At 60.1% G+C, this 20,357-nt stretch carries 19 protein-coding genes; 14 read left to right on the top strand and 5 right to left on the bottom strand.

All coding sequences use genetic code 11. From position 1 onward, the window contains the following. The first annotated feature begins 83 nt into the window (after nucleotides 1-83). The 13 genes from ACEN2J_RS08010 to ACEN2J_RS07950 all read left to right on the top strand — a co-directional run bounded on the left by ACEN2J_RS08010 (nucleotide 84) and on the right by ACEN2J_RS07950 (nucleotide 16,481). The gene (locus ACEN2J_RS08010) at nucleotides 84-920 is read left to right on the top strand and encodes an FAD binding domain-containing protein (protein ID WP_442104776.1); all 837 of its coding nucleotides are present in this window, start codon (nucleotides 84-86) and stop codon (nucleotides 918-920) included. Further along, nucleotides 917-3,592, top strand: a complete 2,676-nt coding sequence (locus ACEN2J_RS08005; protein WP_442104774.1) for a molybdopterin-dependent oxidoreductase — start codon at nucleotides 917-919, stop codon at nucleotides 3,590-3,592. The genes ACEN2J_RS08010 and ACEN2J_RS08005 overlap by 4 nt, the downstream gene beginning before the upstream one ends. Nucleotides 3,593-3,689: 97 nt before the next feature. After that, entirely contained in the window at nucleotides 3,690-5,129 is a 1,440-nt protein-coding gene (locus ACEN2J_RS08000) for a 6-hydroxynicotinate reductase (RefSeq protein WP_442104772.1), read from the top strand. 75 nt (nucleotides 5,130-5,204) lie between these two features. Next, complete coding sequence (locus tag ACEN2J_RS07995; protein ID WP_442104770.1) at nucleotides 5,205-6,032, top strand: UPF0280 family protein; 828 nt, start codon at nucleotides 5,205-5,207, stop codon at nucleotides 6,030-6,032. After that, nucleotides 6,025-6,606, top strand: a complete 582-nt coding sequence (locus tag ACEN2J_RS07990) for an amino acid synthesis family protein (protein WP_442104768.1) — start codon at nucleotides 6,025-6,027, stop codon at nucleotides 6,604-6,606. The genes ACEN2J_RS07995 and ACEN2J_RS07990 overlap by 8 nt, the downstream gene beginning before the upstream one ends. Continuing rightward, the gene (locus ACEN2J_RS07985; RefSeq protein WP_442104766.1) at nucleotides 6,606-7,985 is read left to right on the top strand and encodes a hypothetical protein; all 1,380 of its coding nucleotides are present in this window, start codon (nucleotides 6,606-6,608) and stop codon (nucleotides 7,983-7,985) included. Before ACEN2J_RS07990 ends, ACEN2J_RS07985 begins: the two co-directional genes overlap by 1 nt. A 94-nt stretch (nucleotides 7,986-8,079) precedes the next feature. After that, a complete protein-coding gene (locus ACEN2J_RS07980) occupies nucleotides 8,080-9,360 on the top strand; it encodes an ABC transporter substrate-binding protein (RefSeq protein WP_442104764.1) in 1,281 nt (426 codons plus the stop codon). 77 nt (nucleotides 9,361-9,437) lie between these two features. Beyond that, nucleotides 9,438-10,316 carry a branched-chain amino acid ABC transporter permease gene (locus ACEN2J_RS07975; RefSeq protein WP_442104762.1) on the top strand — a complete coding sequence of 293 codons (879 nt, stop codon included), beginning with the start codon at nucleotides 9,438-9,440 and terminating at the stop codon, nucleotides 10,314-10,316. Beyond that, on the top strand, nucleotides 10,313-11,248 hold the full coding sequence (locus ACEN2J_RS07970; RefSeq protein WP_442104760.1) for a branched-chain amino acid ABC transporter permease: 936 nt from the start codon (nucleotides 10,313-10,315) through the stop codon (nucleotides 11,246-11,248). The genes ACEN2J_RS07975 and ACEN2J_RS07970 overlap by 4 nt, the downstream gene beginning before the upstream one ends. Then, the gene (locus ACEN2J_RS07965; RefSeq protein WP_442104985.1) at nucleotides 11,245-11,943 is read left to right on the top strand and encodes an ABC transporter ATP-binding protein; all 699 of its coding nucleotides are present in this window, start codon (nucleotides 11,245-11,247) and stop codon (nucleotides 11,941-11,943) included. The genes ACEN2J_RS07970 and ACEN2J_RS07965 overlap by 4 nt, the downstream gene beginning before the upstream one ends. 3 nt (nucleotides 11,944-11,946) lie before the next feature. Then, nucleotides 11,947-12,642: an ABC transporter ATP-binding protein gene (locus tag ACEN2J_RS07960; RefSeq protein ID WP_442104758.1), complete on the top strand. Its 696-nt coding sequence runs from the start codon at nucleotides 11,947-11,949 to the stop codon at nucleotides 12,640-12,642. A gap of 97 nt (nucleotides 12,643-12,739) precedes the next feature. Beyond that, the gene (locus ACEN2J_RS07955) at nucleotides 12,740-14,773 is read left to right on the top strand and encodes a hydantoinase/oxoprolinase family protein (protein WP_442104756.1); all 2,034 of its coding nucleotides are present in this window, start codon (nucleotides 12,740-12,742) and stop codon (nucleotides 14,771-14,773) included. Beyond that, on the top strand, nucleotides 14,766-16,481 hold the full coding sequence (locus ACEN2J_RS07950; RefSeq protein WP_442104754.1) for a hydantoinase B/oxoprolinase family protein: 1,716 nt from the start codon (nucleotides 14,766-14,768) through the stop codon (nucleotides 16,479-16,481). Before ACEN2J_RS07955 ends, ACEN2J_RS07950 begins: the two co-directional genes overlap by 8 nt. 13 nt (nucleotides 16,482-16,494) lie before the next feature. On the opposite strand, the gene ACEN2J_RS07945 is transcribed toward ACEN2J_RS07950, so the two are convergent. Genes ACEN2J_RS07945 through ACEN2J_RS07925 form a run of 5 tightly spaced genes read right to left on the bottom strand, consistent with a single transcriptional unit; the run spans nucleotide 16,495 to nucleotide 19,491 of the window. Beyond that, nucleotides 16,495-17,127, bottom strand: coding sequence for a sugar transferase (locus tag ACEN2J_RS07945; protein WP_442104752.1), 633 nt, complete (start codon nucleotides 17,125-17,127; stop codon nucleotides 16,495-16,497). Between the two features lie 52 nt (nucleotides 17,128-17,179). Then, entirely contained in the window at nucleotides 17,180-17,623 is a 444-nt protein-coding gene (locus tag ACEN2J_RS07940; protein ID WP_442104750.1) for a MarR family winged helix-turn-helix transcriptional regulator, read from the bottom strand. Further along, nucleotides 17,623-18,456, bottom strand: coding sequence for a carbon-nitrogen hydrolase family protein (locus ACEN2J_RS07935; protein ID WP_442104983.1), 834 nt, complete (start codon nucleotides 18,454-18,456; stop codon nucleotides 17,623-17,625). Before ACEN2J_RS07935 ends, ACEN2J_RS07940 begins: the two co-directional genes overlap by 1 nt. A gap of 18 nt (nucleotides 18,457-18,474) precedes the next feature. Next, nucleotides 18,475-18,732, bottom strand: coding sequence for a glutaredoxin 3 (gene grxC / locus ACEN2J_RS07930; RefSeq protein ID WP_442104748.1), 258 nt, complete (start codon nucleotides 18,730-18,732; stop codon nucleotides 18,475-18,477). A gap of 36 nt (nucleotides 18,733-18,768) precedes the next feature. Continuing rightward, the gene (locus tag ACEN2J_RS07925; protein ID WP_442104746.1) at nucleotides 18,769-19,491 is read right to left on the bottom strand and encodes a double zinc ribbon domain-containing protein; all 723 of its coding nucleotides are present in this window, start codon (nucleotides 19,489-19,491) and stop codon (nucleotides 18,769-18,771) included. Nucleotides 19,492-19,514: 23 nt separating this feature from the next. Here ACEN2J_RS07925 and ACEN2J_RS07920 point away from each other — a divergent pair, with 23 nt between their 5' ends. Continuing rightward, nucleotides 19,515-20,348: a methyltransferase domain-containing protein gene (locus tag ACEN2J_RS07920; protein ID WP_442104744.1), complete on the top strand. Its 834-nt coding sequence runs from the start codon at nucleotides 19,515-19,517 to the stop codon at nucleotides 20,346-20,348. The last annotated feature ends 9 nt before the right edge of the window (nucleotides 20,349-20,357 follow it).

Genomic DNA, 20,357 nt, shown 5'->3' with positions numbered 1-20,357 from the left:
CAAACGGCGTTGACACAATGGCCGTGGCAGCAGCAGACTGCCCGGAAGGTGTGATTTGCACTAAAACAACGATCAGAGGACGGATGACTGCCTATTTGCGCCCCTCAACCCTTGATGCCGCGTTGCAGGCCTTGCGCGCAAACCCGTCACGTCTGTTGGCGGGGGGCACCGACATCTATCCCGCCACCCAAAGCGCAACCCTTATGGGCGCTGTGATGGACCTGATGTCCCTGCCTGCACTTTCAGGCATCAGCCAGACCGCTGCAGGGGTGCGTATCGGCGCTTGCACAACATGGACCAGCATCGCGCAGGCCAAACTGTCGCCTGCCTTGCGCGCGCTGCAACAGGCCGCAACCCAAGTTGGCGGCGGACAAATCCAGAACGTTGGCACAATCGGCGGCAACCTGTGCAACGCCTCGCCCGCCGCCGATGGCATCCCGCCGCTGCTGGCCGTTGATGCGGTGGTTGAACTGGCCAGCGCCACAGGCACCCGCCAACTTGCATTGACCGATTTCATCCTTGGCCCCCGCAAAACCGCGCGTAGGCCCGATGAGATTCTGACAGCCATCCTTATCCCCAACAGCGCGCTTGCCGGTCAGTCACAGTTTCTAAAGCTGGGCGCGCGGGCCTATTTGGTCATTTCCATCGCCATGGTCGCCACCCGCCTGACGGCCGAGAATGGCCAGATCACCAGCGCCGCCCTTGCTGTTGGTGCCTGTTCGGCCACCGCCCAAAGGCTTGGCGCGGTTGAGGCCGCACTGATAGGCCAACCCCTGAACGCGCCAACCATCAGCGCAGACGCGGTTGCAGCAGCCCTGTCGCCAATGGATGACCTGCGCGCCACCGCCGCCTATCGCCGCCACGCCGCAACCGAGTTACTGCGCCGCGCAATCACCCAAACCTGCAAGGCCTTGGCATGAAAATCAGCCTTACCCTCAACGGTCAACCCGCCAGCTTTGACGCCCCGCCCAGCCTGCGCCTATCTACCCTTTTGCGCGAAACCGCTGGCCTGCGCGGCACCAAGGTCGGCTGTGATGCTGGCGATTGCGGCGCTTGCACCGTACTGGTCGATGGCGCGCCCGTCTGCGCCTGTCTGATGCCCGCCGCCCGCGCCGAGGGTCGCCATATCGAGACTATTGAGGCCAAAACCGATACACTTACCCGCTTGCGCACGGCCTTTCACCACCATGGCGCGGCCCAATGCGGTATCTGCACGCCGGGCATGTTGATGGCCGCCTCGGCGCTGTTGATCCGCACCCCAAACCCGACTCCCGAGCAAGCCAAAGAGGCACTCGGCGGCGTGCTGTGTCGTTGCACCGGCTATACAAAAATCATCGCGGCGGTGTGTGATACCAACCCCGCGCCTGCCCTCACCATCACTGGCGCAGCCGTTGGCGCATCTGTACCCCGCCTTGATGGTGCGGCCAAAGTGACAGGCGACATCTTTGGCGCAGACCTTTGGCAAACCGGCGGCCTTGTCGTCATCGCCATACGGTCGCCCCACCACGCCGCCCGCTTTACCATTGGCGACGCGGCCACATGGGCCAAAACCCATAGGGTGCAAGTTTTCACTGCCGCCGACATTCCCGGCCGAAACTGTTTCGGTGCCATCCCACCTTATGCCGACCAACCTGCGTTGGCCGAAACCCACACCCGCCAACGCGGTGAGGCAATCGCGCTTGTGGCCTATGAGGATAACACGCCAGCCCCCGACCTCAGCGCTTTCCCCGTTACATGGCAACCGCTTACCCCCCTCCTCTCACCCGCCGAGGCGATGGCCGTAGACGCCCGCCAAATCCACGAAAACCGTCTGCGAAACAGCTTGATCAAGGGTGTCGTCAGGCGCGGCGACCCTACTGCAGCCCTCGCCACCTCGGCCCATATCGCCCACGCCACCATCGACACCACCTTTGTCGAACACGCCTATATCGAGCCCGAGGCGGGGGCTGCATGGATGGACGGTGACGTGCTGGTCATTCGCGCCTGCACACAAGCCCCGATCATGGACCGCGATGATACCGCCGCAGTGCTTGGCCTGCCGCATGACCGGCTCCGCATTATCCCGTCAGCGGTTGGGGGCGGTTTTGGCTCGAAACTCGACGTGTCCTTGCAGCCCCTCATAGGCTTGGTCACGCTGAAAACCGGCCGCCCGTGCCGGATGACCTATACCCGCGCCGAAAGCATGGCTTCGACCACCAAGCGCCACCCTGCGCACATGACAGGCAGCATCGGTTGTGATGCGTCTGGTCGCATCACCGGGCTGGAATTTGACGGCGTATTTGATACCGGCGCTTACGCCAGTTGGGGGCCAACGGTCGCCAATCGCGTGCCTGTCCATGCCTCTGGCCCCTATTTCACGCCCCACTATGCCGCCACCGCCCATGCTGTGCATACCAACAACCCGACCGCCGGTGCATTTCGCGGCTTTGGTGTGCCCCAAGCCGCGATTTGGCAAGAAACCATCTATGACAAACTGGCCGATCAGGCAGGTATTGATCGGCTAGAATTTCGTCTGCTGAACGCTATCCGCAACGGCCAAACCACGGCCACCGGCCAAACTCTGAACGCGGCAGGCATCCATGAATGCCTCACCGCCCTGCGCCCGCATTGGCAACGGGCCCTTGCCTCGTTATGGCCAGGGCGCGGTATCGGCATTGCCTCTTGCTGGTACGGGTGTGGCAATACGGGCCTGCCGAACCCGTCAACCATCCGGCTCGGGATCACGCCCCAAGGTGTACTAACCCTGCACCAAGGCGCCACCGACATTGGCCAAGGCTCTAACACAGTCATCACCCAGATAGCCGCCGATGCGCTGGGCCTGCCCGTGGCCCAATTCCAACTGATCGGCCCCGATACATTCTTGACGCCGGATGGCGGCAAAACCTCGGCCAGCCGCCAAACCTATGTCACAGGTCGTGCGGCGCATGCCGCAGGGGCCGCCTTGCGCGCCGACATTCTGCGCCGCCTGAACATGGGCGAGGCTGCCACACTTACCCTTACAGGTAGCACCCTGACTGCCACCCAAGGCGGCCAAACCGCCAGCCTCCCCCTCGCCCAACTGCCAGCCAACCCGCAGGGTTACGCGCTCATGGCGCAGGAAACCTACGACCCGCCAACAACCAGCCTTGATGAAAATGGCCAAGGCACGCCCTATGCCGTCTATGGTTACGGCGCGCAAATGGTTGAGCTTGATGTCGACCCGACCTTGGGCACCGTCAAAATACTCAAAATCACCGCCGCTCATGACGTTGGCCGCACGATCAACCCCTTGCTCGCCACTGGCCAGATAGAGGGCGGCATCGCCCAAGGCCTCGGCCTCGCGCTGATGGAGGAATACCTGCCGGGACGTACCGAAAACCTGCATGATTACCTTATCCCCACCACAGGTGACATGCCGCAGATAGAAAGCATCCTAATCGAAGTCCCCGACCCAAACGGCCCCTACGGTGCCAAAGGCCTCGGCGAACACGTCCTTATCCCCACAGCCCCCGCGATCCTTAACGCTATTCGCCACGCCACTGGTGCCGAAATAACCCGCCTGCCTGCCCTGCCGCACCGCATCCTTGCCGCCATGCAAAAGGCCAAACCATGACCCCCATCATCTGTTCTAAAATATCCTCAGGGGGTGAGGCCGCAGGCCGAGGGGGCAGAAGGCCCCCTTCCCCCCACCAGCCCAAAGACCAATCGTCATGAGCACGCCTGAAAAAATCCGCTGCGATGCGTGCCCAGTGATGTGCTACATCGCCCCCGGCCAAACCGGCGCTTGCGACAGGTACGCCAATGCCGCAGGCCTCATTATCCGCACCGATCCGGTGGTCTTGCTGTCAAAAACCCTAATAGACGGCGGTCGCATCGTGCCCTTTGCCAACCGCGATTGGACCGGCGACCCGTTCCCCGCCGATACCAAAATAACCGGCATCGGATCTGGCACCACTTACCCCGATTATAAACCAGCGCCCTTTATCATCGCGTCCGAGGTGGACGGTGCCGATATGGTCACCGTCGTCACCGAGGCCATCTTTTCCTATTGCGGCGTAAAGGTGAAAATCGATACCGACCGTTTCCTAGGCCCCGAAGGTGCCACCGTCCGCGCCGAAGGCGAGGCGATCGGCCATGTGACCACTGCCGAATACGGCAGCCAGATGCTGTCGCTCGGCGGGGTGCATCACCTGACAGGCGGTGAAAAGTCTGAGGGCCGCGTCACCTGCGCCGCCCTTCTCTCGCTGTGCAATGGTGAGGCAGTAGGCCTGACCATTGATCAAGGCAGTCAAATTACCGTTCAGGCAGGTCGCGCCCCCATCGTCGATGGCCGCGCAGAGAACCGGATGCGGGTTGGCTGTGGTTCGGCCACTATCGGCATGTTCGCCGATCAGTGGCACGGGCTGGTGGATGAGGTGGTCGTCGTCGATGACCATATCACCGGCGTCGTGTCCGAGCACCAAGCGGGCAAAGTGTTGGGCTGGCAAGACACCGGTATCAAAATCCTTGGCCGCCGGTCCACCCCCGGCCGCTATTTCCGCGTGTCAGAACCGGGGCTGGGCTGGGGCGGTACCACAATCCGCGACCCGCTTGAAATCCTTGGCCCTTGGAACGCCAAGAAAGGCGCGCGGGCGGGTTTACGGTTGTTGATGGTTTCCACAACGGGTGAGGAGTTTGCGTATTATGAGCTGGACGAGGCGTTAACCCCGCAACCCAAACCCATCCCCGATACGTTGATCCCTTCGGTCAAGCTTATCGACGAAAACTGCGAACCGTCCCTTTGCACCGTACTGTTTATGGGGGGCGCAGGGGGCTCGTTACGGGCGGGCGTCACGCAAAACCCTGTGCGGCTGACGCGGTCGGTGCAAGCGCGAGAGACACACCTCACCTCTGGCGGGGCCGAGTGTTATGTTTGGCCCGGCGGTGGGATTACGTTTATGGTCGATGTCACCCAACTGCCCGCTGGTGCGTTTGGTTATGTGCCGACCCCAGCGCTGGTGGCACCGTTGGAGTTTACCCTGCCCCGCGCCGAATATATAGCATTGGGCGGGCATGTGGCGGCGATAAAAACCCTGCCGGATATGCTGCGAGAGGGTGGTGAGTACCCAACCGCCGCACGTCTTATTCCGCAAAAGGCACCTCTTAAATGACGGGCTGGGATAGTAGGTATTTTTGCCAAGATGAAATCCGAGCGCAGGGTCTTTACGACTGGCGGAGGCACTAGGATGAACGGGCCACAGATCACCCAGCTATCCAGCAACCGCTTGCACCTGCATCACGGACCGATTGATCTGGTTTTGTGGGCCGAGGGGCAAGGTGCGACGCAGGCCTATCACCAAGCAATTTGCCGGTTTGAGCATGTGTTAGAAGAACTGGTCACAGAACTGCCTGCGCTGCGCAACCCTGCGGCAGAGGTGCTGCAAGGCCCCGTTGCGCAAGCTATGGCGGGCGCTGTGGCCGCGTTTCGCCCTGCATTTATCACCCCAATGGCCGCAGTCGCGGGGGCCGTTGCCGATGCCGTGCTGGCCGCGATGTGCAGTGGCACCCAACTCATCCGCGCTTATGTGAATAATGGGGGCGATATTGCGGTGCATCTTGCAGCCAATCAAAGCCTGACCGCTGCGATGGCGGGCGGGTCAAAGCTGGTTTTGCACCATAACCATTCTGCACGGGGCATCGCCACCTCGGGGCGGGGTGGCCGTAGCTTTTCGCGCGGGATTGCCGATGCTGTGACGGTGGTTGCACGCACTGCCGCCATGGCCGATGCCGCAGCCACCATGATTGCCAATGCGGTGGATCTACCTGCCCACCCCGCAATCGCCCGCCGCCCAGCGCGGGATTTGCAAGCCGACAGCGATCTGCGCGATATTCTGGTGACGACAGGCGTTGGCATGCTGACCCAAGCCGAGGTATCGCAAGCCCTGAGTGCAGGCGAAACCGCTGCCCGCGCCTATGCCGCACAAGGGCTTATTGCCGGGGCGGCACTTTTCCTGCATTCTGAAACACGCACCCTTGGCACCCTTAGCCTTGCAAAGGACCCTGACTATGTATGATTTCGCCCTGCGAAAAACCTTGCTGTTTATCGAAGACATCCAGCACGAAGGCGGCCCCGCCGCCACCAGCCCCCACCAACGCGGGGCTATTATCGCGGTTGTGAAAAACCCGTTCGCGGGGCGTTATGAGGCCAATCTGCAACCCGCGATGGAGGCGCTGAAGCCGCTTGGCCTGTTGCTAACCGACCGCCTGATCGCTGCGATGGGCGGGCGTGACGGCATTGACGGCTATGGCAAAGGCGCGATTGTCGGCGCTGACGGCGAGATTGAGCATGGCGCGCTGTGGCATGTGCCCGGCGGCTATGCGATGCGTGAGAGGTTGGGCACCAGCAAGGCGATTGTGCCATCCGCGATGAAGGTCGGCCCGATGGCCGCAACTTTGGATGTGCCTTTGGGGCATATCAACGCCGCCTATGTGCGCAGCCATTTCGATGCCATGACAGTGGGCGTTCCCGATGCCCCCCGCGCGGATGAGATTGCCTTTATCCTTGCCATGGCGCGCGGCGGGCGGGTGCATTCGCGCATGGGCGGGCTAGAGGCGTGGGACGTAAAAGGCGAGGATGGTTTGCGCTAATGCGGTTGGCCGCGATCATATGTTTGATGCCGGGGGTGGCGCTGGCCTGCGCTTTGCCGCCGTCGATCATTATGACGCTGCCCACCGATTACTACATGCTGGGCGCCGCAATGACCGTCGCCGTGACTGGATTGCTGGCCACCAGCCCGCGCCTATTGCCACGCATGACAGCGCGCAGCCTGTTCAGCTGGCCGGTTTTTCTGCCAGTTATTGCAACCAGCTATGCCGCGTGGATTGTGCTGCTTGCGCTTGTTCTGATCGGGTTTCTGGGGGCGCGCGACCCGATGCACAACCTGCTGACGCTGACAATCTGGACGGTGATTTGGGTCGCTTTGCCCATGGGTTGCACGCTGTTTGGCAACCTTTGGCGGGCGGTAAACCCGTGGATTGCGCCGATCCGGCTTACCCGCCACCTGCTGGGGCGCACAGGCGGCATTGGGCTCGCGCGCGTTGGGCATGTGCCTGCGGTGATTGGGCTGTTCGGGTTTTTCTGGTTTTACATCATCTCCATGTCGCCCGACGACCCGCAAACCCTTGCCATCGCCACCGCCAGCTATTGGCTGGTGATCTTTGTCCTTGGTGTGGCCGAGGGCGAGGATTGGCTGCAAGACGGCGAGTTTTTGACCGTCTACTTCGGCTATATTTCAAAAATCGCCCCCTTTTGGCTGGAGATAGACGGCACGCGGGCCACGCTGAAACTGGGCTGGCCCGGCACACAGATCTTATCAATGCCCGCGCTGACACCTTCGGCAATCGGTTTTGTCACGCTGGCGCTGGCTGGCCTTACCTTTGATGGGCTGCGTGAGACCTTTTGGTACATGGGCCTGATCGGGGAAAACCCGTTGGAGTTTACAGGGCGATCGGCAGTGATCGGTATCAACAGCTTTGGGCTGGTGGCGACTTGGGGCGTAACGGCGGCGACGATTATGGCCGCATTGCACGCGGGCCCGATGCTGCAACGCCAACCCACGCTGGCCATGGCTGGTGGGCCTGCGCCCCGTTTAGAGCGGCCTAACTTGATGCCTGTAATGCTGTCATTTTTGGCCATCGCAGCGGGCTATCATGCGGCGCATTACCTGACGACTTTGCTAACCGCTGGCCAATATACGATTTTCGCCATCAACGACCCGCTGTTTCAGGGCGATGCTTTTCTAGGCCTTCCGCCCTTTTATGTTTCAATGGGGTTTTTAACCGATAGGTCGGTGATGACCCTGATTTGGAACACGCAATTCGCCCTGATCCTTGGCGCGCATATTTTGGCCGTTATCCTTGCCTTACGCCTGACACCTGCGGGGGTACAAGCGCGCGTGCATTTCCCCCTGACGGCGCTGATGGTCGGATATACTGTAACGGGACTATGGCTTCTGGCCTCACCCTAATAGCTAAACCAATAGACAACCCGTCTGTAAATGTTCATTCTTTCCCGAGCGCCTGCATAAGAAAAGCCACCCCCAACAGACAGAGGATACTGCCATGACAAAGCTGATCGGAATGACCCCTTCCCGCCGCGGCCTGCTAAAGGGCATGGCCGCCACCGCATCGGCGCTGGCGCTGCCCGGTTTTGTGCAGGCGCAAAGCTCGGCCCCGATCAAGCTGGGGTTTCAGTTGCACCGCACTGGCATCGGCGCCGCCTATGGCCGCTGGTACGAGCGTACAACACAGGCCGCGTTGAAAGTGGTGAACGACCAAGGCGGCATCAATGGCCGGCCCGTTGAGGTGATTTTTGAAGACGACGGCACCGACCCCAAACGCGGTGCCGAGGTGGTGGAAAAGCTGGCATCTCAGGCCGGTTGTGACGCGATCTTTGGCCCGCTGTTCAGCCACGTCGTCATCGGTTCGGCCCCCCGCGCCGGAGAGTTGAAGGTGCCGTATCTGGTATGTTCCGAAGGCTACCACGTCGCATCGGGTAAGTTGAACCGTTGGACGATGCAGCCAGGCATTACGGATGTGCGGGCGCAGGTTTCGTCAATGGCGCCATGGGTCGCGAATAATCTGGGCAAAAAGGTTACGATGGTGTTCCCCGATTACGCCTTTGGGCACGACCACCGTGATTACTTTACCGCAGCGATTGAGGCGCAGGGCGGCGAAGTGATCAAGCACATTGCCATTCCGCCTACCGAAACCAGCTTTACCCGCTATCTGCCGCAAATTCCGCGCGATACCGAAGTGCTGTACCACGTCATGGTCGGCCCCGCGGTATTGACCTTTGTGAAAGAACTGGGCGAGTTTTACGGCACCGGCGCACGGCCGGAAATCTTTGGCTTTATCGACAGCCTAGAGGCGGTTGATACCGCGTCACCGGGTCTGGAATTCCTGGAAGGCACCCATTTCTGGGAGGGCCAGTGCCGCACACAGCAGGCTGACGCGAGCGAGACTGAGACCCTTTACCGCGCGGCTGTCGGCGTGGATGAAAACGGCGCGTCTGTTTCCGATGCCAAGGATATTTCGACCTATGCACATATGTTTTCCTGCTGGGAAACGCTGTTCATCCTGAAGGCAGGGATGGAGGCAGCGGGCTATCAGGGCGTCGCAGACCGCCAGAAATTAATCGAGGCGATTGAGGCGATGACCACGATGCCGGAAAGCATCGCACATCCGCAAGGCGACAAGCTGTTCAACGGCAAGACGCACCAAGTGTTTGGCCATCAGAACATCTCAAAGGTTGAAGGCGGCAAGCTGATGCGGGTGTACCGGACCAGCATCGAGGAAAGCCTGTATGAGAACGATACCGATTACACCGCGATGTCGTTTTAAGGGACCAGAACAGGCAGGGGGCGCTGCCCCCTGACCCCCGAGGTATTTGAACCAAGATGAAATACAGGTACGTCTGAATGGACTTTGGCCCTTTTTTGCTGCTGGCCTTGATGGAAGGCACGGTTATGGCTGCCGTTCTGGCGTTGACCGCCGTTGGGTTGTCGCTGGTGTTTGGCGTGATGCGGGTCGTCAATGTCGCGCATGGCGAGTTTTTCATGCTGGGTGCCGTGATCGCATGGTTTGTGACGCATTATATGCCCGGCCCGCCAGCGGTTGGGTTTGCGGCGGCTTTGGTGATTTGTCCGCTGCTGGTGGGCGGGATTGCGGCGCTTTCAGATACACTGATTTTGAAGCGGTTGAATTATGACCCCGAGGCGACAATCGTGGCGACGATTGGCCTGTCGTATATTTTCCAACAAGCGGCCTTGACGTTTTATGGTCCTGATGCGCGGCCCGTTGAGGCGCCGTTTAACCTGCGTATTCAGCTGCCATGGTTCGGCTATTCCGGCTATAAGATTGCTGTGGTGTTGGCGGCGATTGCGGTTTTGCTGGCGGTTTGGCTATTGATGACGCGCACCCGTGCAGGGCTTATCATGCGGGCAACGCAGCTTGACCGGAACACCGCGCGGGCCTTTGGCATCAATGTTGACCGCGTTTATGCGGCTGTTTTCGCGCTGGGCGCGGGGCTGGCCGCTGTGGCCGCTGTTTTGATCGTGCCTATCCAGCAGGCGCATTACCTGATGGGGCATGACCCGCTGTTGCTCTCTTTTATTGTGGTGATCATCGGCGGGCTTGGGTCTTTGCGTGGCACGTTGCTGGCGGCGTTGATTATCGGGCTATCTGATGGCGTGATTTCGGTCTTCTTTTCGCCCACGCTAGCAAAAATCATTGCGACCCTGCTGGTCGCAATGGTGTTGGTCTTTCGCCCTCAGGGCCTGTTCGGGGTAAAGCAATGAAGCGCGCGATTGCCCTTCACTTGGCCGTACTTGCAGCCCTGTTTGCTGCCCAATACCTGCTGCCATCCTATCACCAAACCAACATCGCCCGCATCATGGTACTGGCGGTATTCGCGATGGGATATAATATCGCCTTTGGCTATACTGGGCTGCTCTCGCTTGGCCATGCGCTGTTCTTTGCGGCTGGACTATATGCCACCGGCCTCGGGATTGAACTTGGGGGCCTTTCCGCCGCGCCTGCGCTATTGCTTGGACTGGCGGCAGGGGGGGCAATCGCGGCAGCAACCGGCGTTTTGGCGCTGCGCACCGGTGGTGTCAGCTTTATGATCGTCACGCTGATGTTTGCGCAGACCGGCTATCTGACGATCCTGTATTTCGGCACCTACACCCGTGGCGACGAAGGCATCGTCATCGCGCGCGCCGCCCGCGCCATCGGCAGCATCGACCTGTCTGCCGATACGCCGCGCTACTTTGCGGCGCTAGCGTTGTTTACCGTGGGCCTGCTTATCAACTTAGCGCTCACCCGCTCTCGCCTTGGCCGATCTATGATCGCCATGCGTGAAAATGAGGAACGTTCCCGCATGCTCGGCTATAACCCGTTTCGGGTGAAACTGATCGCGCTTATCATCTCGGGCTTCTATGCGGGGGCGGCAGGGGCGGCCTATGGCGTGTTGTTCGGCTATGTAGGGGCCAGCTTTGCCACGATCCAATACTCCATCCTGCCGCTGCTCTATGTCCTCTTGGGCGGCGCGGGCACCACGCTCGGCCCGTTCCTCGGCGCGCTTCTCATGTTCTACCTTGTCGACATCTCCTCGGGCTATACCACCGCGCATCTATTCGTCGTCGGCGCAGCGCTGCTGCTACTTGTCCTGTTTGCGCCCAAAGGTATCCTCGGCACCCTACGCGAACGGGGGGCAAAATGGCTGCCATGATCCTATCTGCACGCGGCCTAACCAAGCATTACGATGGCATCAAAGCCGTTGAGAATGTCGATTTCGATCTGAGAACCGGCCAAATTCACGCACTGATCGGCCCCAATGGTGCGGGCAAAACAACCTTTGTCAGCCTGCTGTCGGGCCGTATCGCGCCCAACGCGGGCACCATTCAGTTTGACGACGCCGATATTACGCGCCTGCCCGCCCATGCCCGCGTGGTGCGCGGCATCGCCTACACGTTTCAGATCACATCTATCTACGCCAACCTGCCCGTTTTCGATAACGTGGCACTGGCGATCCAGCGCAAAGGCAGCAAGCACCTGCAAGCCGATACGATGGCCGCCCTCGCCCGTGTTGGCCTCAACACGATGGCCGATCAAGTCGCCGGCACGCTGGCTTACGGCCATCAACGCCTGCTCGAAATCGCGATGGGCCTGTCGATGAACCCGAAGCTGCTGATCTTGGATGAACCAACCCAAGGCCTCGCCAATTCCGAAATTGAGGCTTTCAAGGCCCTGATCCGCGCCGTTACCCCCCAAACCACCGTCCTGCTGATTGAACATAACATGGATGTGGTAATGGACCTTGCCGACCAAATCACCGTGCTGAACTTTGGCGAAAAACTGGCCACCGGCACCCCCACGCAGATTCGCGCGAATAAAGCGGTGCAAACCGCCTATCTGGGGGGCTGAGATATGCTGGAAATCAACAGCATCAACGCGGGCTATGGCAATGTCCAAGTGCTGCGCAACCTGTCACTCACCGCCAAACCGGGGCAAGTAACCTGCGTGATGGGCCGCAACGGGGCAGGCAAAACCACCCTTCTGCGCACGATCATGGGCCAAGTACAGGCCAGCAGCGGCAGCATCACTCTAAACGGCACAGCCCTGCAAACCCTTCCCGCGCATGAAGTCCCGCGTCACGGCATCGGTTACGTCCCCCAAGGTCGCCGCTTGTTTGGCGAACTCACCGTCGCACAAAACATCGAAATCGGCCTGATGACCCGCCACAAAGGCGCAAAAACCCGCGACTATGTGTTGTCCCTTTTCCCCCGCTTGCGCGAGCGCCTCTCGCAACGCTCATCTACCCTCTCCGGCGGCGAGCAACAAATGCTCGCAATCGCCCGCGCGCTCTGCCTTGAACCCGCCGTGCTTCTGCTGGATGAACCGACCGAAGGCCTGCAACCCTCCATGATTACCCTAATCCGCGACACGCTGCTCACTCTAAAATCCACGGGTGTCGCCACCATCCTCGTCGAACAACGCGTCGATGCGGTCCTTAGCATGGCCGACCAAATCGCCTTCGTCACCAACGGCACTGTGTCCGAAACCCTGCAAAACAAAAACCTCTCGCCCGCCACCCCGCAATTCCAAACCTATGTAGGCATCTAGAAATGCGCCTTCGCTTTCTGTTCGGTACAAATATCCACGGGGGGTCTGGGGGGCAGTCAGCCCCCCAGCCTTGCCACAGTCCCATAGGCCCAAGCATATGACGAACCTTATCGCAGGCGCCGATGTCGGCGGCACCTTCACCGACCTCGTAATCCTAAACCCAGCCACGGGTGAGGTGCGGCTAGCGAAAACCCCTACCACACTAGACCTCAACGCAGGCGGCCAAGCGGCAGGCGTTCTCGCCGCCCTCGAACAGTCCCAAACACCGCTTAATACCATCGCTCTCATCGTCCACGGCACCACCACAACTACAAACGCCGTGCTAGAGCGCAAGCTCGCAAAGACGGGCCTCATCACCACCAAAGGTTTTCGTGACATCCTAGAACTCGGCCGCCGTACCCGCCCCAACGCTTACGGCATGACGGGCGAGTTCACCCCCATCATTCCCCGCGATCTGCGCCTTGAAGTCTCCGAGCGTATGGATGCCAAAGGCCGCATCCTTACCCCGCTGGATGAGGATGAGCTTCGCGAAAACGTTACTAAACTGGCTCAAATGGGCTGCGAGTCCCTCGTTATCCATTTCCTCCACGCCTACGCCAACCCCGCCCACGAGTTGCGCGCCGCCGAAATCGCTACTGAGATTTGGCCAACCAAATACATCACCTGTGGCCATGCTCTGCTATCAGAATCGCGCGAATTTGAACGTGGCGTCACCGCTGCCGTCAATGCCTCGGTCCAACCGCTTCTTGAACGCTATATTAAGTCCCTTGCGACGGCGCTGCATGCAAAGGGGTATCAAAACGACCTCCTCGTGATGAATGGCAACGGCGGTATGGTCCCTGCGGCCCAAGTCAGCGCCGAGGCGGTCAAAACCGTGATGTCAGGCCCTGCCTCGGGCGTTATGGCTGCGGTTGCCACCGGCCGCCGCGCCGGTATCCCAAACCTTATCACCTATGACATGGGCGGAACCTCTACCGATGTCGCCCTCATCAAGGCTGCCCGCGCTCCGGTTTCGAATGAGATCGAGGTCGAATACGCCATGCCGATCCACGTCCCTATGGTTGATGTCCGCACCGTTGGCGCTGGCGGAGGCTCTATCGCGCGGGTCGATGGTGGCGGGATGCTGCGCGTTGGCCCCCACTCCGCAGGCTCTACCCCCGGCCCGATCTGCTATGGCAAAGGCGGCACAGAACCCACAATTTCTGATGCAAACCTTCTCCTCGGTCGCCTACCTGCTGCCCGCTTTGGCGCACATAAAAACGAGCTTTCCGCCATATTCGGCACTAAAATAGGCCACCCCCTAGGCCTCTCGCCCGAGGCTGCGGCCGAAGCCGTTATCCGCATCGCCAACACCCATATGGCTGGGGCGATCCGCATGGTTTCCCTGTCGCTTGGTGCCGATCCGCGCGATTACGCGCTCTTTGCCTTTGGCGGTGCGGGCCCGTTACATGCCACCGCCCTTGCAGCCGAACTTGGCATCCCCCGCGTTCTGGTACCCGCCCGTCCGGGCATGACCAACGCGCTTGGCTGCGTTGTCGCCGACCTGCGCCATGACGCGGTACGCACCATCAACCGGCCGCTCGACAATGCCGATATCACGGAAATCCACGCCATTTTGGCCGATCAAATCGCTACCGGCACCGACCGAATCAACGCTGCGGGCATCGCGCTTACCAGCATCCAGACCGAGCTTTCCGCCGACATGCAATTTATCGGCCAAACCCACCTTCTGCGCGTTCCCCTGCCGAACGCCACGCCCACGCGCGAAGATTTGCAGGCACGCTTTGAGGCCGCCTACCACGCCCGATTCCGCGTTAACCTGCCCACAATTCGCGCCAATCTGGTCAACCTTAACGCTTCGGTCATCGGCCAGCGCCCCGAGATGGACCTGTCGCGGCTGATCGACCCTGCTGAACGCTTGGCCAAGGCTACCCCCCAGAGCACGCGGCCAGTTTGGTTTAACGGCTGGGTCGAAACCCCCGTTTACTGGCGCGATCATCTGCCGCTTGACCTGCACCTCAACGGCCCCGCGATCATCGAACAGATGGATACGACGACCCTTGTTCACCCCGGCTGCACGGTCACATCCGACCCGGATGGAAACCTGATTATCGAGGTGCCCCATGCCTAAAACAGTGCCGAACATCGCCAAAATTGATCCAATCACCCTTGCCGTGATCCAAGCAGGCCTGCAACAAACCTGCGATGAAATGGACCTGACATTCAGCCGCGCCGCCTTTTCACCCGTCATAGCCGAGGCAGATGACCGATCTGACGGCATCTATTCCGCAACCGATGGCGCACTAATCGCCCAAGGCGCGCGCGGCCTGCCGGTCTTTGTCGGAACTATGCAATTTTCTACCCGCCACATCATCCGCCGCATCGCATCGGGTGAAACCTTGCCGCCTGAGCGAGGCGATATTTATATCGTAAACGACCCCTATCTTGGCGGCACCCACCTGATGGATGTGCGCTTTGCCATGCCGTTTTACCGCGATGACGAAATCTATTGCTGGCTGTCCAACACCGGCCACTGGCCCGATACGGGCGGCGCCGTGCCGGGTGGGTTTTCAGCCTCGGCCACCGCGGCGGAACAAGAAGGCCTGCGCCTGCCACCCGTTAAACTGTTCAAAAAAGGCGTGTTAGACACTGAAATTTGGGCTGTGATCTGCTCAAACATCCGCGTATCAGAACAACGCATCGGCGATGTGCAGGCCCAAGCCTCGGCGCTGCTTGTCGGCGCTGATCGCCTGACTGAACTGCTGAATCGTTATGGCGACAGTACCGTCACGGCAGCCATCACTGAAATTCGTGCTCTTGCCGCCGCCCAGATGAGTGCCAAAATCGCGCTGATCCCTGAAGGGAGCTATAGCGCAAAAGCCTATATCGACAGTGACGGCGTGGTGAATGAACCTTTAACCATCGCGCTGAACGTCACCCGCGCAGGCGACACCCTGACCTTTGATTTTGCAGGGTCCTCCCTGCCCTGCGCTGGCCCGATGAATTCAGTTCAGGCGACCACGTTTTCCTCGGTCTACCTTGCGATGCGTCACATCTTTCCCGATGTACCGCTGTCTGCCGGCGCGTTTGAGCCCCTGCACATCACAGGCCACGAAGGTACCTTCCTTGATGCCCGCTACCCCCGTCCCGTATCCGGTTGCGCCGCCGAGGTGTCACAGCGCATTGCGGAGGCTGTGTTTGCGGCCCTTGTTCAGGCCGTGCCAAAGCTGGTGACCGCTGCCCCCGCAGGCACCTCGGGCAATTTCGGGCTTGGCGGGCATGACCCCGAAAAGGGCCGTGATTTTGTGATGTATCAGATTTCGGGTGGTGGTTATGGCGGGAATAGTGACCATGATGGCCTGTCCAACGGCTGTTCAACCATCGGCATTTCCAAGGCCCCGCCAGTCGAGATTATGGAGCAAACCTACCCCGTTCTCTACCGCCGCTATGCCCTGCACGAAGGGTCGGGCGGCGCGGGGCAGCATCGTGGCGGGTTCGGGTTGGATTATGAGGTGGAACTGCTACGCGGTACCGCACGCGCAAGCTTTGTGATGGACCATGGCCGCACTGGCCCCCAAGGGGCCGCAGGTGGCAAAGATGGCGCGGTAAACCGTGTTGAAATCACCCAAGGCGGCACGGTTTTCACCCCGCCGCACCTGTCAAAAGCCCAAGATATAGCCTTGCAACCCGGCGACAGTGTTCGCGTCCGCACCCCCGGCGGCGGCGGCTATGGCGACCCTGCTGCGCGTGACCCCGCGCTGATCGCCGAAGACGTCCGCCTTGGCCGCTATACGCCCGCGCAGGCGCAAGCCTTGTTTAAAGGGGCGTTTAAGGGCTAATTTTTGGGTGAAACTATGCCTTATCGCCTTTGAAAAACCGACGAATCAAAATGCCTGTTCCGGTTTCCCAGATCAATTTCAAATCAAAACAAACGGACCAGTTTTTTTGATATATCAAATCCAGTCGCGCCTTTTGCGGCACGCATTGTTCGGAATACACCCGATCCGTTTCTTCGGCGCTTGTGCAAGCCGCCAACAGTGCCTCTTCTCGGTCATGAAACCGAAGGCTGGCAAGCCCCGTAATCCCCGTCGGGCTTTTTAAAACCTGTGCATAGATTTCGGGAAACCGTTCAACATAGTCCCGCAAAGGGGGGCGGGGGCCGACAAAGCTCATATCGCCCTTTAGCACGTTCCAGATTTGCGGCACCTCATCCATCCGCGCCCGCCTGATAAAGGCACCCAACGGCGTGATCCGGCCCAATTTGTCACCACCGGAGACGCCCACCTCGGTTTGTGCGACCGTCATTGTCCGCAGCTTCCACAGCCAAAACGGTTGGCCCACGCCTTTCATCCGCTCGGCGACGTAAAACAACGGAAAGCCTTCTTTAAAGATCATCACGACCAGCAAAATTGAAAATGGCACCACAAGGATTGCCGAGAGGACTACGACCAAAACCAAATCGAGGAGTCGTTTACGCGGATTCATGTCCCCAATCCTTGCAATTCTGCAGCAGTCGCGCCTCGCTGGGCATCTTGGCTCACTCGTTCCCTTCAAGCCTGACCCTAAGTTCGCGCAGAACCGGCATAAAGGCCCGCACACGTTCGGCACCAAGATCAGTCACAAACTCGGCGATAAGGGGGGCCACGGCCTGCACGGCAGCATTTCGGGCCGCGCGGCCGGATGGGCTGATCGCCACAAACTTGCGCCGCGCGTCATCCCAATCGGGGCGGATATGAACGTGGCCCGCCCATTCCAGCTTGCTTAACGTATTTGTCATTGCCCCTCGGGTCACATGAAACGCACGCGCAAGTTGGCCCGGCGAACGTTCATCATTCACCCGCGTTAAATGGTTCAAAACCGCGAAATGCGACAGCTCCATCCCGCGCGGCAAGACCTTGGAAATGCGGTTTCGGGCCAGCTGATCGGCCATAAACAGCTCTCCAAACAGCGATACAGCAAGGTCTTCGGCGCTTTCTGGCATTATGGCCCCACCACCGCCCGATCATGCGTGATCGACGGCACGCGCCCCCGCGCGGTTGCTACTTGCGCAAGGTCAATCTCGGCAAAGGTGACGCCGGGTTCGGTGCCGCCATCGGCGATCACCTCACCCCAAGGGGAAATCGCAAGGCTGTGGCCATAGGTGCGCCGCCCCTTACCGGCTGCAGTTTCCGCATGAAAACCGGTTTGCGCGGGGGCGAGCACGAAGCACCCCGTTTCAATCGCGCGGGCGCGCAGCAGCACCTCCCAATGCGCGGCGCCCGTGATGTGGTTAAACGCTGCCGGAACGGTAAGGATTTGCGCGCCAGCCTGTGCCAACTGACGGTAAAGATAGGCAAAGCGCACGTCATAGCACACCGTCATCCCCACCACGCCAAACGGGGTTTGCGCCAAAATGGCCCTATCGCCGGGGCGATACCCCTCTGATTCTCGGTAGCGTTCGGTTTCGGACACTGTGACATCGAACATATGGATTTTATCATACCACGCAGCGATTTCCCCCTGTGGATCAATCAGAAATGAACGATTCGCAAAGCGGCCATCGGCGTCATCGGTCAGCAACGCCAGTGAACCGATCAGCAGCCAAACGCCCAGCCTTGCGGCATCATCGCGCAACGCCTGCAAGGTCGGATCATCGGCCTGATGGTGAAACACAGCGGCCTGATGTTTGCGGCTGGACGACAGGCCATTCGTGCATTCGGGCGTCAGAATAAACGTGGCGCCCCCATCCGCAGCCTGTTGCACAAGCCTGCGGGTTTCCGGCAGGTTAGCTGCCGGATCATCCGTCACACAAAGTTGCACAAGGCCGATGCGTATGGGGCCGATGGGCATGGCTTACCCCGCCAACAGCGCGTCAAGCTTGCCTGCATGGTCAAGCGCGTGCAGATCATCCGACCCGCCAACATGTTTATCGCCAATAAAAATTTGCGGCACGGTGCGGCCACCATTGGCACGCTGGATCATCTCTCCGCGCAAGGCAGGGTCGCGCGACACATCAAATTCGGTAAAGGCCACGCCCTTTTTTTTCAGCAGACGCTTTGCCGCGTGGCAATAGCCGCACAGCGGCGAGGTATATATTTCAACAGTTTTCATAAAGACCATCCCGTTTGTCAAAGTAACTATAGGGATTTAGGCATCCTTAGCAACGCGTGCTAGTACCAAAACCCGAACCTCTGCGGCACCGGCCGCCAAACAGGCATCGGTGGCAGCAGCAAGTGTGGCGCCTGAGGTCATAACGTCATCAACCAACAGGATTTTCCGGCCTTTCATCATCGCAACACGGCGCGGATGCACACGAATCGCATCTTGCAAGTTTTCAAACCGCGCGTGCCGGTCGCGGCCTTCTTGGCTGGGGGTGCGCTTATGGCGGATCAACAAGTCGGGGCAATGCTCAATCCCCGCCAACCGGCCAACGGACGCCGCCAACAGGGCCGACTGGTTATAGCGCCGCCGCAGCATCCGAAACCAATGCAAGGGCACGGGAGCAAGCAGCGTATCGGGGCGCAACATCGGCTTGGCCGCCCGCAACAGCCAAGAGCCGGCGGGTTTAGCAAGGTCTAGCCGGTCACCGTGTTTCAACTGCAACACCATTTTGCGGCCATTATCTTTGTACAACAGCGCCGCGCGCCCCTGCACCCATGGCCGCGTCAGGGTTAGGCAATCGTCACATTGCGCCACCTCGGTCGCATCATCGCCGGGCAAAGGAAGGCCGCAGGTATCGCAGACCACCCCCGCAATAAAAGGGGTTTCGCGCCAGCAACGCCCACACAGGCCGAAATCTGACGTCACAAGTTCGTCGCAGCCAAGGCATTGCGGCGGGTAAACTAATCGCAGCATGGCTTGCAATCCCATCTTTCCCTCTTATTGTTCGGCGCATGAAAATGCCCGATTTGACCGATGCCCAAGCCCTGACCCGCAACCGCGCCCGCGCGATGCAGGCCCCTGCCCTATTCTTGCACGAAGACCTGCGTGACGAGATTAAGGAAAGACTGACCGAGGTTAATAAGTCGTTTACGTCAATCGCTATTGTGACCGGCTTCCCCGATTTCTGGCGTGAGGCCTTTCCAACAGCGCAGATTGTCGCCGACGATGACGTGCTGGCGCTGAAACCGGGCGCCTTTGACCTTGTTATCCATGTGATGGCGCTGCACTGGGCGAATGACCCTGTTGGGCAGCTGATCCAATGCCGCCACGCGTTGCAGCCCGATGGTTTGCTGTTGGCGGCGCTACTGGGCGGGCAAACGCTGCATGAGCTGCGGGCCTGTTTGGCCGAGGCCGAATCAGCCGTGACGGGTGGCATCTCGCCGCGCGTGTTGCCAATGGCAGAGATCAGGGATTTGGGCGGTTTGCTACAACGCGCCGGTTTGGCCTTGCCCGTGGCCGACAGCTTTATCCGCAAGGTGCATTACCGCGATGCCCTGCACCTGATGCAAGATTTGCGGGCGATGGGCGAGGGTAATGCCCTAAACGATCGCCTGCGCCGCCCGACGCGCCGCGGGGTTTTCACCAAAACGGCGGAACTGTACGCGCAAAACTATGCCGTTACGGGGGGCCGCGTTTCCGCCACGTTCGACCTAGTTTTCCTGACGGGCTGGGCCCCGCATGACAGCCAACAAAAACCCCTGCGCCCCGGATCGGCGGTAAACCGGTTGGCCGATGCGCTAAATGCCGCAGAAATCACCGTGCCTGCGACAAAAGGCGAGACTTGACGCCCCCCC

It is taken from the genome of Pseudorhodobacter sp. W20_MBD10_FR17 (assembly GCF_052119765.1).
In the GTDB taxonomy this organism is placed as follows: domain Bacteria; phylum Pseudomonadota; class Alphaproteobacteria; order Rhodobacterales; family Rhodobacteraceae; genus Pseudorhodobacter.
The sequence above is the reverse complement of the archived record's forward strand: the minus strand, read 5'-3'. Positions and strand labels throughout refer to the sequence as shown.

Bases quoted from the DNA above. Each gene is read 5' to 3' on its own strand.
- ACEN2J_RS08005 (WP_442104774.1), top strand. From the start codon at position 917: ATGAAAATCAGCCTTACCCTCAACGGTCAACCCGCCAGCTTTGACGCC.
- ACEN2J_RS07965 (WP_442104985.1), top strand. From the start codon at position 11,245: ATGATCCTATCTGCACGCGGCCTAACCAAGCATTACGATGGCATCAAA.
- ACEN2J_RS07960 (WP_442104758.1), top strand. From the start codon at position 11,947: ATGCTGGAAATCAACAGCATCAACGCGGGCTATGGCAATGTCCAAGTG.
- ACEN2J_RS07990 (WP_442104768.1), top strand. From the start codon at position 6,025: ATGTATGATTTCGCCCTGCGAAAAACCTTGCTGTTTATCGAAGACATC.
- grxC (WP_442104748.1), bottom strand. From the start codon at position 18,732: ATGAAAACTGTTGAAATATATACCTCGCCGCTGTGCGGCTATTGCCAC.
- ACEN2J_RS07940 (WP_442104750.1), bottom strand. From the start codon at position 17,623: ATGCCAGAAAGCGCCGAAGACCTTGCTGTATCGCTGTTTGGAGAGCTG.
- ACEN2J_RS07955 (WP_442104756.1), top strand. From the start codon at position 12,740: ATGACGAACCTTATCGCAGGCGCCGATGTCGGCGGCACCTTCACCGAC.
- ACEN2J_RS07985 (WP_442104766.1), top strand. From the start codon at position 6,606: ATGCGGTTGGCCGCGATCATATGTTTGATGCCGGGGGTGGCGCTGGCC.
- ACEN2J_RS07995 (WP_442104770.1), top strand. From the start codon at position 5,205: ATGAACGGGCCACAGATCACCCAGCTATCCAGCAACCGCTTGCACCTG.
- ACEN2J_RS07925 (WP_442104746.1), bottom strand. From the start codon at position 19,491: ATGGGATTGCAAGCCATGCTGCGATTAGTTTACCCGCCGCAATGCCTT.
- ACEN2J_RS08010 (WP_442104776.1), top strand. From the start codon at position 84: ATGACTGCCTATTTGCGCCCCTCAACCCTTGATGCCGCGTTGCAGGCC.
- ACEN2J_RS07920 (WP_442104744.1), top strand. From the start codon at position 19,515: ATGAAAATGCCCGATTTGACCGATGCCCAAGCCCTGACCCGCAACCGC.
- ACEN2J_RS07975 (WP_442104762.1), top strand. From the start codon at position 9,438: ATGGACTTTGGCCCTTTTTTGCTGCTGGCCTTGATGGAAGGCACGGTT.
- ACEN2J_RS07970 (WP_442104760.1), top strand. From the start codon at position 10,313: ATGAAGCGCGCGATTGCCCTTCACTTGGCCGTACTTGCAGCCCTGTTT.
- ACEN2J_RS07945 (WP_442104752.1), bottom strand. From the start codon at position 17,127: ATGAATCCGCGTAAACGACTCCTCGATTTGGTTTTGGTCGTAGTCCTC.
- ACEN2J_RS08000 (WP_442104772.1), top strand. From the start codon at position 3,690: ATGAGCACGCCTGAAAAAATCCGCTGCGATGCGTGCCCAGTGATGTGC.
- ACEN2J_RS07980 (WP_442104764.1), top strand. From the start codon at position 8,080: ATGACAAAGCTGATCGGAATGACCCCTTCCCGCCGCGGCCTGCTAAAG.
- ACEN2J_RS07950 (WP_442104754.1), top strand. From the start codon at position 14,766: ATGCCTAAAACAGTGCCGAACATCGCCAAAATTGATCCAATCACCCTT.